We start from the raw sequence: 11,906 nt of genomic DNA, 5'->3' as shown, positions 1-11,906 counted from the left end.
TTACGGCGGTCATGGCGGAGGGGAAACGCCCGGTCACATTCCGAACCCGGAAGCTAAGCCCTCCAGCGCCGATGGTACTGCACTCGTGAGGGTGTGGGAGAGTAGGACACCGCCGGACAATCTTCCATTCAGGGCCACCCCCCACGGGGTGGCCCTGAATGCATTCCACCCCCAATTTTCGCCCGCCGGCTTCTGAGCTGGTTGCGGTTGGGTGTGGCCCCGCCGTGCCCGGCTCCGGGCGGTCAGGCTTGATCCCTCCGCCGGTCACGGCGGGGCCACACCTCGATCGTGGTCACGGCCCGCCCGCCGGCAAGAGCCCCCGAAACGAACAAGGGGCCGTTCCGATGAACAAGGAGCTGCAGCCCGGGCCCGCCAACACAAACGACAGCGGCCAGATGCACGTGGGAAGGCGACCAGCAACAGCGCTCGCCATTCCTACGGCCCCCCAACCGCACGTGACCACGGCCGCCGAGCTGTCGGGTGGAGCCGCTGGCGAGATCCGTCGAATCCGCGGCGGGCTGGCGGGTGGCTCTCGTACCGTCGGGTCAGGTCAGGCTGGTGGAGGGACGTGGGGAGCGGGTATGAAGATCGGCATCATCGGGTCCGGGCACATCGGTGGCACGCTCACCCGGCGGCTGAGCGCTCTCGGGCACGACGTCACCGTCGCCAACTCCCGGGGCCCGCAGACCCTCGCCGAGCTGGCTCAGGAGACCGGGGCGACGGCCAGCACCGTCGAGCAGGCGGCCCAGGGCGCGGACGTGGTGGTCGTGGCGGTGCCACTGAAGGCCGTACCGGAGCTGCCGGCCGACGCGTTCGCCGGCACGGTGGTGGTCGACGCGGACAACTACTACCCCGAGCGGGACGGGAACATCGCCGAGCTTCAGGACCGCAGCGTCTCGTCCAGCCGGTGGACCGCCGACCACCTTCAGGGCGCCCGGGTGGTGAAGGCGTTCAACACGATCATGGCCCAGCACCTGATGGAGAACGGCCGCCCGGCCGGCCAGGCGGGTCGGATCGCGCTACCGGTGGCCGGCGACGACGCCGAGGCGAAGCGGATGGTGATGGAGTTGGTGGACGCCCTGGGCTTCGACCCCGTCGACGGCGGATCGCTGGACGAGAGCTGGCGGCAGCAGCCCGGCACCCCCGTCTACGGCGCCGACCTGGACGCGGACGGCGTACGACAGGGTCTGGCGCAGGCGCGGCCCTGAGCGCGTACGAAACCAGACTGCCCCGCCGGCGACGAAGCCGGCGGGGCAGTTGTCAGCGTGCGCCCGGCGGGCGTCAGGAGGGTTCGGCGCCGCAGATGTAGCGGGGCTCCGCGTCGTAGCGCCAGGTGAACTTCTCCCGCTTGACCACCTTGCCGTCCTTGCGGATCACCCGGTACGCGTCCTGGGTGAAGCCGTCGATGCCGTTCGCCGGGATGCAGGACGGCCCCGGCTTCAGGTAGATGGTCTTCGGCTTGGTGATGTTGCGGCGTGGGCTGTACTCGGTCTTCACGCTGTCGTAGATCTTGGTGCTCCAGATCGACACGGTGATCGAGCTGGACGTGTACGAGGTGTCGATGAGCACCCCGTACGGGGTGTTGTTGCGGAACTTGAAGTCCAGGTCGGGCCAGAAGATCGTCGACTCGATGACCGCCGGGTACCGGCTGAACCAGTAGGAGTGCGGCTTGTGCTCGACGTCCTCCAGGCCGGCGTAGTAGGTGGCGTTGAAGAGCGTGGTGGTGAACTGCGAGGTGCCGCCGCCCACGCCGGGCACCAGCTTGCCGTCGAGGATGACCGGGGCGTCCCGGTAGCCCTGGGCGTAGCCGCGCTCGCCGGTGTGGCCGTTGAGCGAGAACGTCTCGCCCGGCAGCACCACTGTGCCGTCCACGTCCTTGGCGATGGTGACGATGTTCTGGCTGCGCGGCGAGGAGAGGCCACCGGTGAACCGGGTGGTGAGGGAGGAGACCTTCTCCTTGATCCCCAGCTCGGCCACCTTCGCCGCGGTCAGCTCCGGCTCGGCCGGCTTCAGCTCGCCGGTGACCTCCCGGCCGTCCGCCTTCGGCAGGACCGCCAGCAGGTCGCGGGCTAGCGCCGCGCTGTCCAGCTGCTGGCCGGGCCGGCCGTTGTCGACCACCTTCGGCTTGCCGCCGGAGATCGCCATCCGGGCGTCCTTCGGCGGCACCTCGATCTTCGTCAGGTCGTCGCCCAGCGCCGCGCGCAGCCGCTTCACGTCCACCTGCGGGGTCAACGCGCCGGCCTTGTCCGCCGTGAAGCGCAGGCTTTTCGCGATCGCCTTCGGGCCGATGGTGACCGAGCCCTTGTCGGTGCTGAGCTTCACCGGCGCGGCCACGGCCGGCTTCGCCAGCTCGGCGACCATCCGGTCGACCTCCTCGGCGGTGGTCGCCGGGTGCGTCTCGACCAGCGGCACGGTGACCGGCTGCCCGCTCAGCCACCCCTCGCGCACCGCCTGGGCGGAGCGTTCCGGGTCGAGCGACAGGCTCGGCTTCGGGTGGACCGCCTTCGGGGTGGTGCCGGAGAAGGTGATCGCCGGCATGGTCATCTTCCGGCCCTGGTCGCCGACGACCTTCGCGAGCGCGGCGTCGAGCCGGGCGATGTCGACAGTGACCACCGGCGGGACGCTGCGGTTGCCGACCAGCCGGTCGACCGCGTGCGCCCGCGCCTCGGCCGCCGCCGCCACGGTGGCGTCCACGTCGACCGCGAGGCCGACCTCGGCCGGGTTGAGCTCGGCGGTCCGCTCGCCCACCCGTACCGGCACCGGGGCGGCGAGCTCGGCCGCGCGGCGGTCCAGCTCGGCCCGGAGCTCCCGGGCCGCGTCCGCCCGGCTCCGACCGCCCAGCTCGGCGCCGAGCACCGTGGTGCCGCGCGGAACGTCCCCGGCGTACGCGTAGGCGCCCACGCCGCCGACCGAGGCCAGCACCGCGGCGGTGACCCCGCCGGCGAGCAGCATCCGGACCCGTCGCCGCCGCGCTCCCCCGCCGGCCGGGCCGGCGGCCTCCGATTCGTCACCGGGCCAGCTGACCGCGGTGACCTGGACGGTGGGCCGGTCGTCGGCAGGTGGAACTTTCTCGCCGTACAGCGTCACAGCAACCTCGATCGGGACATACCACACGGGGGCCGTCGCCCCGGGAGACACCTACGGTAGCCAACGCTCGGGCGGTCGGGGAGTCTGCGCCCCGCGCCCGCCGGCACCGCGTGTCGCCCGGCGTGTCGCGGGGCCGGGCCGGTGCGTCGACCCAGCCGGGCGCATGGCACGGTATGGGCATGCGAGCGGACGACGTGGTCCTGGCGTACGGCGGTGGCTGGCTGGACCGGGCGGGGCCGCTACGCGCCGACCCGGACCGGATCACCGCTCTGCTGACCGACCCGCGCACCGCCGTGCTGCCGCTGTGGCGGGACCGCTGCCTGGTCACCTCCGGAGAGACCCTGGTGCGGCTGGCCGCCGACCGGGCCGCGGAGGCGCTCGCCGCCGCCGACGAGACGGTCTTCCTCGGCCTGGACGGCGACACCGCGATCTTCGCCGTGGACCTGTCCGGGCAGCCGGAGACGGAGGCGGTCCGGCTGGCCGGTGCGGCGACGGCGGTGGACGTGCGGGCGCTGGTCGGCCGGCTCGGCCCGGCCGAGGCGTCCGTGCAGGCGTACGCGCGCGGCCTGCTGCACTGGCACCGGCAGCAGCGTTACTGCGGCAGCTGCGGTGCGCCGACCACGCCCCGCGACGGCGGACACGTCCGCTCCTGCGCCGGCGCCGACTGCGGGCGGCTGCTCTTCCCCCGGATCGAGCCGGCGATCATCGTGCTGGTCGAGGCGCCCGGCGCCCCCGACCGCTGCCTGCTGGCACGGCACCGGGGCGCGCCCGAGGGGTCGTACTCGACGCTCGCCGGGTTCGTCGAGGTGGGCGAGAGCCTGGAGGACGCGGTCCGGCGGGAGATGGCCGAGGAGGCCGGGGTGACGGTGACCGACCTGGCGTACCAGGGTTCGCAGGCGTGGCCCTTCCCGGCCGGGCTGATGGTCGGCTTCCGGGCCACCGCCGCCACGGAGGAGGTGCGGGTGGACGGGGAGGAGCTGGTGGAGGCGCGCTGGTTCACCCGGGACGAGCTGCGGGCGCGGGAGGCCGCCGGCCGGCCGCTCGGCCGCCCCGACTCGATCGACCGCCACCTGCTCGGCTCCTGGCTGGCCGCCGGCGCCTGAGTCGCCCCACCGAGGTCAGCGGCGGCCGGGACGGAAGGCCAGCCAGGCCATCACGGCCGCGGTCACCCCGGCGGTGACCAGTGCGGTGGTGAGCACCCCCGCCACCGTGCGGGGGGCGACCAGCAGGGCCGCTGCGGCCAGGCCGGCGGTGGCCACCCAGAGCGGCGCGGCCGGCCACCGCCCGCCCGCCGCCACCCGGTCGTTCACCAGCATGAACACCACGGCGTAGAGGGCGCCGGTGGCGGCGAAGAGCGGCGCCTCGCCGGCCAGGTGCAGGTAGTCCGCGCCGCCGGCCAGGCGGAACGCCAGGTCGCCGGCGACCGCGGCGGCGGTCACCAGCGCCGCTCCGCAGGCCAGGATGACCGCGAGCGCCAGCGCCCGGGCGCGCCGGTCGCCGCGGGCCAGCCGCGGCAGCACCAGCACGGTGACCACCTGCGGCGCCCAGAGCGCTCCCTTGGTGAGCACCGCGCCGACCGCGTACCCGCCGGAGCCGTCCGGGGGCAGCAGTTGGCGGGCGAGGATCAGGTCGGCGTACGAGATGACGAGCATGGCCAGGCTGGCCCCGCACGCGGTCAACACGTGCTGGCCGGTCAGGCTCGCGTCCCCCGCCGGGCCGCTGGCCGCGGCTCCAAGCGTGGCACCGGTGCCGGGCGCAGCACCGGTGGCGGGCGCAGCACCGGTGGCCGGCCGGGCGAGGCGGGCCAGCAGCGGCAGCACGAGGAAGCCGGTGATCGTGCCGAACAGCAGCGCCCCGACCGGGCCCCGGCCGAGGACGAGCCCGACGACCAGCCCGCCGTACCGGCCGGCGGCGAGCACGGACATCGCCCCGGCGAGCCGCAGGAAGCGTTGGTCGCCTTGAAGCTCGCCGAGCCAGCGGCCGGCCAGCACGGTGGCGAAGGTGCTCGCGGCGAGCAGCAGGGTCAGCGCCACCGGGAGCCGCAGCGCCACGCCGAGCACCGGCGCCGCCGCGAGGGTCACCACGGCGCTGACCGCGGCGGTCCGCAGCCCCAGCCGCGCCGTGCCGCTGGCGCCCCACCGCGCCCGGTGCGCCGCCACCGCGATCTGCAGGCCGAACCCGGGCACCGCCGCGATGGCGCCGAGCGCCAGCACGGTGGCCAGTGCGCCCAGGTCACCGGCGGTCAACCGGCGGGCGCCGAACACCGGCACCAGGTACGCCAGCGCGTTGGTCAGCATGGTGGCGGCGGTGACGGCGACGCCCGCCGCGCCGAGCCGGGCCGCGCCGGCGTCCCTGCCCGTGGTCTGAGTCATGCCACCCCACGTCACCGCGCTGCTGTCCGGCGCGGGACCGTGCGCGTCGCGGCCGGGGATCCGTCGGGTTGCGGTCCCGACCGGGGGAGACGGTACCGCTCAACCGACCGGCTCGACAGCCCCGCACCCTCGACCCCTGCCCGAACGACCGCCGAGCGTCTAGTGTGCTGGCCCATGGCGTCGACGAACCTGGCCCCGGCAGCGACCTCCGGACTGGCCGCACGGCTACCGGAGCGGGCCGTCGGGGCCGCGATCCGCCGGGTCTACCCCAGGGTCGAGCCGGAGCTGGCCCGGCTCGCCGAGTTCGTTCCGCGCGGCGGCACCGCCGTCGACGTCGGCGCCTGGTACGGGCCCTGGACCGCACGCCTGCTGCGCCGCGCCGACCGGGTGGTCTCGGTGGAGCCCACCCCGCCGTTGGCCCGGCAGCTACGCGCCGCGTTCCCCACGGTCGAGGTGGTCGAGGCCGCGGTGTCGGACCACAACGGGAGCGCCGCGCTCTACCTACCCGCCGGTGGGGCGATCGTCGGCACCTCCTCGCTGGAGGACCCGGAACAGGGCGAGCCCTTGGCGGTCCGGCGGATCACCCTGGACTCGCTCGGCCTCACCGATGTGCGCTTCGTCAAGCTGGACATCGAGGGGCACGAGCTGCCGGCGCTGCGGGGCGCGGTGGAGACGGTCCGCCGGGACCGTCCGGTGTTGCTGATCGAGGTGGAGGAGCGGATCCAGCCGGTCCAACCGCTGCTTAAGTTGCTCACCGGGTGGGGCTACCGGGGCTATGTGCTCCCGGGGCGCGCATGGGTGCCGCTGGCCGACTTCGACCTGGGCGGGCACCAGCGGCAGAACATCGCCCGGGTCGGCCAGAGCTTTGCCCGGCGGGTGCTGTGGCCACGGCCGCGCTACGTCAACTCGGTGCTGTTCCGTCCGGAATGACCGGCACGCTCACTGCTGCGGGGTCGGGGTGCCGACCGCCACCTCGTTGGTGCAGAGGGTGACCCCGTAGCCGTTGACGGTCAGCTCGACGGCGTCCCCACCTCCGGTGAACTCGAAGAAGTACTGGTGCAGTCCCTGCCGCACCGGGAACTCCCGGGTGGCGGAGCCGAGGCGGAAGGTTGCCGTCGTGTCGGCGGAGCTGAGGTAACCGATCCGGACCACCCAGAACCAGTCGTCCCGGGGTGCCGTGAGTGGCATGCGAACGGTCCGCCCGCCGGTGATCTTGTATCCGCAACCGTCTTCCGGGCCGGGCACCACGGCGGGACCGTCGACGCTGACCGGCACGATCCGTCCGCTGGCGTCGAAGAGGGACGGGGCCTCGGCCTCGGTGACGAAGACCGGGGCGTCCCCCATGGCCTGGAAGAACTTGGACTGCCGGTTGTAGGGCGCGGAGAGCGCGGGCACCACCTCCGGCGGAACGGGCCGGTCGAAGAAGACCGTGTCGGGTGGCGCGGCGGCGAGCTCAACCCGCGCGGTCTCCAGGTAGACCTTGCCGCTCTTGACCGCCCACTCGTCGCCGAACCGGGCGGTGGTCCAGGCCGCTCCGAGTCCGCCGGCCAGCACCACGATGGTGAGCACCGTGCTCACGGTCTCCCGGTGCCGGGCGAGCTGCGCCCGTAGCGAATCCCCGTCCCCGGCCGCCGGGTACCGCTGGATGGCCGGTTCGGTGCCCCCCGACGTGGCCGCCGTAGGGCCGACCGGGCCGACCGGGCCGACCGGCCCGGGTGTCGTCGACGTCGGCGTGGCGGGTGGAGTGGCGAACGGGCGACCCGGCTGGGTCACCTCGTCGTCGGCCGCTTCCGCGTGGATGACGCCGCCGTGCCGATGCGTGGCCGGCTGGTCGAGCCCGGCGGTGCCGGCGGGTGGAGCCATGGCCGCCCGGGCGGCGGCCGGATCCGCCTCGGTCAGTTCGGGATCGCGGGCCGCGTCCCCCGGCGTGGTCGGACCGTCCGCGGTCGAGGGCGTGGGGGTGGCCAGCCCCAGGAGGGCGACTCCGAGGCAGAGCGCCGCCACCACGACCACGTCGCTGACGTACCGCGGCACCGCTCCGGCCACGTCGCTGTAGATCGAGCCGAGCCGGGTCGCGCCCAGCATCGCGGTGACCAGGGTCAGGTAGGCCGCGAGCAGTACCCAGGCCCGTCCGGCCGTCCGGCGCAGGCGCACGGTCACCACGACCAGGGTCAGGAACACCGCCCACGCGAGCCAGCGCGCCAGCTCGGGTGGAGCGGTCACCGGAGCGCCGTCACCCGCCGGCAACCACCGCCACGGCCCGCCGAGCAGCCCGGGAACGACCGTGGAGCCGAGCAGTTGGCCCAGGAACGACAGCACCTCGGTCAGCGAGTCGGGCCGCCGGAGCGAGGACTCCGCGCGCGACAGGTACAGCGCCAGGAAACCCAGCGACAGGGCGGTGAGCATGGCCCAGGACGGCCAGTACCGGCGCACCGTGGTGAGGACCGCGCGCACCGGCGGGCCGCCGACGAGCAGGCATGCGGTGGCGAGGAAGACCAGCGGCACCACCAGCAGCGCCTTCTCGAAGAAGAGCAGCCCGAACAGCACGGCGGCGGCCAGGCTGAGCAGGTGCCGCCGACGGCCGGTGCGGACGTACCGGACCTGGGCGCCGACGGCGAGCACCATGGCGATCTGCATCGGCAGCATGTTGACGCCGACGGCCCACCACGAGGTGGCCTCCAGGGTCAGCGGGCTGAACAGGAAGACCGCGAGCGGGATGAGCATCGCCCAGCCGGGCCGCACCAGGGTGCGGAGCAGCCGGAAGAAGGACACCGCGAGGACCGTCTGAGCGGCGGCCAGCAGCAGCACGTACGGCCAGTAGGCGACGCCCACCGCCCGGGTGACCAACCAGGTGCTGAGCAGGGCCGCCGGCATGAAGTGGTTGTTGTAGAGGGTGAGCAGGAAGTCCGGCGTCAGGTCGGCCTCCGACGCCCGGGAGATCAGCACCCAGTCGTCGACCGCCAGGTGGCCCCGCGACGCCAACTGCGCCCGCCACACCAGGCTGACCAGGACCATCACGACGCCGACGGCGCGCACCGGGTCGGCGCGTACCCAGCCGCCGAGCCAGCCGGTCTCGTCTCGCGTCTGATCCACCTCGGGTCCGGTCGATGCCATGGCGGGAAGACTGCCACACCGGTGACCGGTGGTCCCATCAGGTCAACGGATGGTTCGCCGCTGGTCCGCGTACAGTGTCGCCACCAGCGCGGCGGGCCGGTCGCGCCCGGCAGTGGTGAGGTCGACGGATGCGCGAACGGCTGGTGCCGCACACGGTCGCCGCCGCCGTCACGGCGGTGGTGCTCGCACCGCTGGCGCTCCCCGGCTACCTGCTCCGCTACGACATGGTCTTCGTGCCCCGGCAGCCGCTGGGCTGGGAGGTGATCGCCCCGGCCTCGGCGCTGCCCCGGGCGGTGCCGCAGGACGCGGTGGTGGCGCTGGCCAGCCAGCTGGTGCCGGGCTGGCTGCTGCAACGGCTGGTGCTGGTGGCGATCCTGTACCTGGCCGCGCTGGGCGCCGCCCGTCTGGTGCCGACCGAGCGGGTCGGGGTACGGGTGGTGGCCGCGCTCGGGTACGCCTGGACGCCGTACCTGGCCGAGCGGCTGCTCATCGGGCAGTGGGGGCTGCTGGTCGCGTACGCGGCGCTGCCCTGGCTGGTGCGGGCGGCGCTCGGGGTGCGGGCGGGCCGGCCGGGGTCGCTGCCCCGGCTGCTGCTCGCCGCGGCGGCTTCCGCGATCACCCCCACCGGCGGGCTGCTCGCCCTGGTGGTGATCGCGGTGCTGGTGCCGGGCCGGTACCCGCGGGCGGCCCGGTCGGCGGCGCTCGCAGTGGGCGCGACGCTGCTGCTGAACGCGCCGTGGCTGGTGGCCGGGCTGGTCAGCGCGGGGACCGGCCGGTCCGACCCGGCCGGGGTGGCGGCGTTCGCCGCCCGGGCGGAGAACTGGGCCGGCCCGCTGGTCGCGCTCGCCGGCACCGGTGGCAGCTGGAACGCGCAGACCACCCCCGCCTCCCGGGCCGGGGTGCTGGTGCCGCTGGCGACCGTGCTGCTGCTGGCGGTCGCCGGGTACGGCGTACCGCTGCTGCGGCGGCGCTGGCCGCCGGCGATCGTCGGTCGGTTCGGCCTGCTCGCGGCCGGTTCCTGGCTGGCGGCGGCGGCCGGCGCGCTGCCCGGCGGCCCGGCCGTGCTCGGCTGGCTGGTCGCCGCGGTGCCCGGGGCGGGCCTGGTCCGGGACGGTCAGAAGCTGCTGATGCCCTACGCGCTCGCCCTGACGGTGGCCGTGGCGCTCGGCGCGGAGCGGCTCGCCGACCGGCTGGCCGCCCGGTACGGGTCGGTCACCGGGCGGGTGCTGCTGGTCGGCGCGGCGCTGCTGCCGGTGGCGCTCCTGCCCGATCTGGCGGTCGGCGCGGCGGGCCGGCTGCGCCCGGTGAGCTGGCCGGCGGACTGGGCGGCGGTGGCACGGCTGGTCGACCAGCGGCCGGGCGAGGTGATCTCGCTGCCGTTCCAGGAGTACCAGCGCTACGGCTGGAACCGCGGTCAGGTGGTGATCGATCCGGCCCCGCGCTACCTGGCCGCGCCGGTGCTGATCGACGACACGCTGCGGGTGGGCGGTCTGGCGGTCGCCGGCGAGGACCCGCGGGCGGCCCGGGTGCGGGAGCTGCTGGCCACCGGTACGCCGCTGGCGGCGGCCAACCCGCGCTGGGTGCTGGTGCAGCGGGCGGCCGGCCCGCCCCCGCCCGCGGCGGCGCTGGCCGGGCTCCGGGTCGTCCACGACGGGCCGGAGCTGACCCTCTACGAGAACCCGGCCTGGTCGGCGCCGGCGCCACCGGCGCGCCCCGGGCCGGTCGGGATCGCCCACCTGCTGGCCGGAATGGTGGTGATCGGCATCGGTTGTTCGGGCGCTGCGCGGGTGGGCTACCGCGTGGTAGCGTCCCGGCACGCGAGTCCCGCGGAAGGAGAAGGTGGATGAGGAACCTGCCCGCGTTCGTCGCCGTCGGGGTACTCGGGGTCGTGCTCGGCCTGCTCGGGAGTGTCGGCCTGGCGAGCGTGCTCAGCACGTCCGCCGACGAGGCCGTCACCAGCGTCAGCGAGCAGAGCGCCGAGCCTTCGCTGTACGGCACGCGCTGACGAACGACGACGAGGGGCGCCCGCGTCAGGCGGGCGCCCCTCGTTTCGTCGTGTCGATCAGGCGGGTCGGTCCGTCGCCCGGGCCACCAGCTGCGCGAAGCGTGCCCCGGTCGCCTCCCAGGTGAACCGGGCGGCGTGCGCGAGCGCGGCCTCGCCCATCGCCTTGCGCCGTACGTCGTCGCCGAGCAGCTCGCGTACCTGGGCGGTGAACTCCGCCTCGTCGTCGACGAGCAGGCCGGTCTCGTTGTCCACCATCGCCTCGGCGACCCCGCCGGCGTAGCGGAAGGCCACCGTCGGGGTGCTGCAGGCGGCGGCCTCGACGATGGTCAGCCCCCAGCCCTCCTTGAGCGAGGGGGTGAGCGCGAGCCAGGCGGAGGAGAGCGCGGCGTGCTTCTCCTCCTCGCTGATGAAGCCGGTGAACCGGACGTGCCGGGTGATGCCGAGCGATTCGCACAGCTCCCGCAGCGGCTTCTCCCACCACCCCTGGCCGGCCACCACCAGTTCCAGCTCGGGCAGCTCGCCGACCAGTTCGGCGACGGTCCGCAGGGCGATCTCCACCCGCTTGTGCGGCACCAGCCGGCCGAGCACCAGCAGGGACGGGTGGGGGGTGCGGGGCAGCGGCGGGCCGGTCACCGGCGGCGTGCCGTTGGGCACCACGTCGATCCGCTCGGCGGCCACCCCCAGCTCGGCCAGCTCCGCCCGGCTCGCCTCCGAGACGGTGACGTAGCGGCAGCGCCGGTAGAGCCGGACCGCCAGCCACGACTCGATCCACCAGCCCAGCCGGGCCATCACCGGGCCGAACACCACCGGCCACTGCTCGCGGTGCACGTGGTGCACCAGCGCGACCACCGGCCGGCCGGCGTAGAGCGGGGCGAAGAACGGCACCCCGTTGCAGACGTCGACGACCAGGTCGGGCCGGCCGAGCCCGCGCCGGCCGAGCGGGCCGAAGCCGAACCGGCCGGCGAGGTAGGTCAGCGCGGCCCGGGCGTAGACGGTGTGCCGGCCGCCGCGCCGCAGCACCCGTACGCCCCCGGCGGTGGTGCCGCTCAGGCCGGCGTTGGCGTGCGCGGCGCAGAGCAGGGTCACCCGGTGGCCGGCGGCGACCAGTTCGGCCGCGATCCGCTCGATGTAGACCTCGGAGCCGCCGCCTTCCGGGTTCGTCGTGTCGCGCCAGTTGAGGAACAGGACGTGGCGTGAGGGGGTGCCGGAGTGGTCCACGCTGCTCCTACCGGTGAGTAAGTGAGCACGATCGCGCCACCCTAGGGCGGCCCGGCCCGGTCGCGCAATGGGTGGTGACGGCGGCGAAGATCCAATGACCGCCCGTCGTT

At 74.7% G+C, this 11,906-nt stretch carries 9 protein-coding genes and 1 rRNA gene; 6 read left to right on the top strand and 4 right to left on the bottom strand.

Annotation, left to right across the window (positions count from 1 at the left end):
• Position 1: 1 nt before the first annotated feature.
• Both rrf and DLJ47_RS01510 read left to right on the top strand, forming a co-directional pair.
• A 5S ribosomal RNA gene (gene rrf / locus DLJ47_RS01515) occupies positions 2-118 on the top strand.
• 463 nt (positions 119-581) lie between these two features.
• Positions 582-1,208 carry an NADPH-dependent F420 reductase gene (locus tag DLJ47_RS01510; RefSeq protein WP_109898310.1) on the top strand — a complete coding sequence of 209 codons (627 nt, stop codon included), beginning with the start codon at positions 582-584 and terminating at the stop codon, positions 1,206-1,208.
• 73 nt (positions 1,209-1,281) lie between these two features.
• On the opposite strand, the gene DLJ47_RS01505 is transcribed toward DLJ47_RS01510, so the two are convergent.
• Positions 1,282-3,087 (bottom strand): VanW family protein, encoded by a 1,806-nt coding sequence (locus DLJ47_RS01505; protein ID WP_109898309.1) that lies wholly within the window; start codon positions 3,085-3,087, stop codon positions 1,282-1,284.
• 179 nt (positions 3,088-3,266) lie between these two features.
• Between DLJ47_RS01505 and nudC the strand changes: the two genes are divergently transcribed.
• Positions 3,267-4,190: an NAD(+) diphosphatase gene (nudC, locus tag DLJ47_RS01500; RefSeq protein ID WP_109898312.1), complete on the top strand. Its 924-nt coding sequence runs from the start codon at positions 3,267-3,269 to the stop codon at positions 4,188-4,190.
• Positions 4,191-4,205: 15 nt separating this feature from the next.
• Here the strand turns inward: nudC and DLJ47_RS01495 are convergent, their stop codons facing one another.
• Complete coding sequence (locus tag DLJ47_RS01495; protein WP_199235646.1) at positions 4,206-5,459, bottom strand: polysaccharide biosynthesis protein; 1,254 nt, start codon at positions 5,457-5,459, stop codon at positions 4,206-4,208.
• Positions 5,460-5,633: 174 nt separating this feature from the next.
• On the opposite strand from DLJ47_RS01495, the gene DLJ47_RS01490 reads away from it, so the two are divergent.
• The gene (locus tag DLJ47_RS01490; protein ID WP_109898308.1) at positions 5,634-6,389 is read left to right on the top strand and encodes an FkbM family methyltransferase; all 756 of its coding nucleotides are present in this window, start codon (positions 5,634-5,636) and stop codon (positions 6,387-6,389) included.
• Positions 6,390-6,398: 9 nt separating this feature from the next.
• Here DLJ47_RS01490 and DLJ47_RS01485 read toward each other — a convergent pair whose 3' ends face one another.
• Positions 6,399-8,552, bottom strand: coding sequence for a hypothetical protein (locus tag DLJ47_RS01485; RefSeq protein ID WP_109898307.1), 2,154 nt, complete (start codon positions 8,550-8,552; stop codon positions 6,399-6,401).
• 149 nt (positions 8,553-8,701) lie between these two features.
• Between DLJ47_RS01485 and DLJ47_RS01480 the strand changes: the two genes are divergently transcribed.
• Together DLJ47_RS01480 and DLJ47_RS35575 are read left to right on the top strand one after the other, a co-directional pair.
• Positions 8,702-10,420: a hypothetical protein gene (locus DLJ47_RS01480; RefSeq protein WP_109898306.1), complete on the top strand. Its 1,719-nt coding sequence runs from the start codon at positions 8,702-8,704 to the stop codon at positions 10,418-10,420.
• The gene (locus DLJ47_RS35575) at positions 10,417-10,578 is read left to right on the top strand and encodes a hypothetical protein (protein WP_158289757.1); all 162 of its coding nucleotides are present in this window, start codon (positions 10,417-10,419) and stop codon (positions 10,576-10,578) included. The genes DLJ47_RS01480 and DLJ47_RS35575 overlap by 4 nt, the downstream gene beginning before the upstream one ends.
• Before the next feature lie 57 nt (positions 10,579-10,635).
• Here DLJ47_RS35575 and DLJ47_RS01475 read toward each other — a convergent pair whose 3' ends face one another.
• Positions 10,636-11,796 (bottom strand): glycosyltransferase family 4 protein, encoded by a 1,161-nt coding sequence (locus DLJ47_RS01475; RefSeq protein WP_109898305.1) that lies wholly within the window; start codon positions 11,794-11,796, stop codon positions 10,636-10,638.
• Positions 11,797-11,906: the final 110 nt, after the last annotated feature.

Origin of the sequence: Micromonospora sp. S4605 (assembly GCF_003176715.1) — a bacterium.
Lineage (GTDB): Bacteria > Actinomycetota > Actinomycetes > Mycobacteriales > Micromonosporaceae > Micromonospora > Micromonospora echinaurantiaca.
The sequence above is the reverse complement of the archived record's forward strand: the minus strand, read 5'-3'. Positions and strand labels throughout refer to the sequence as shown.

Bases quoted from the DNA above. Each gene is read 5' to 3' on its own strand.
- nudC (WP_109898312.1), top strand. From the start codon at position 3,267: ATGCGAGCGGACGACGTGGTCCTGGCGTACGGCGGTGGCTGGCTGGAC.
- DLJ47_RS35575 (WP_158289757.1), top strand. From the start codon at position 10,417: ATGAGGAACCTGCCCGCGTTCGTCGCCGTCGGGGTACTCGGGGTCGTG.
- DLJ47_RS01480 (WP_109898306.1), top strand. From the start codon at position 8,702: ATGCGCGAACGGCTGGTGCCGCACACGGTCGCCGCCGCCGTCACGGCG.
- DLJ47_RS01490 (WP_109898308.1), top strand. From the start codon at position 5,634: ATGGCGTCGACGAACCTGGCCCCGGCAGCGACCTCCGGACTGGCCGCA.
- DLJ47_RS01510 (WP_109898310.1), top strand. From the start codon at position 582: ATGAAGATCGGCATCATCGGGTCCGGGCACATCGGTGGCACGCTCACC.
- DLJ47_RS01495 (WP_199235646.1), bottom strand. From the start codon at position 5,459: ATGACTCAGACCACGGGCAGGGACGCCGGCGCGGCCCGGCTCGGCGCG.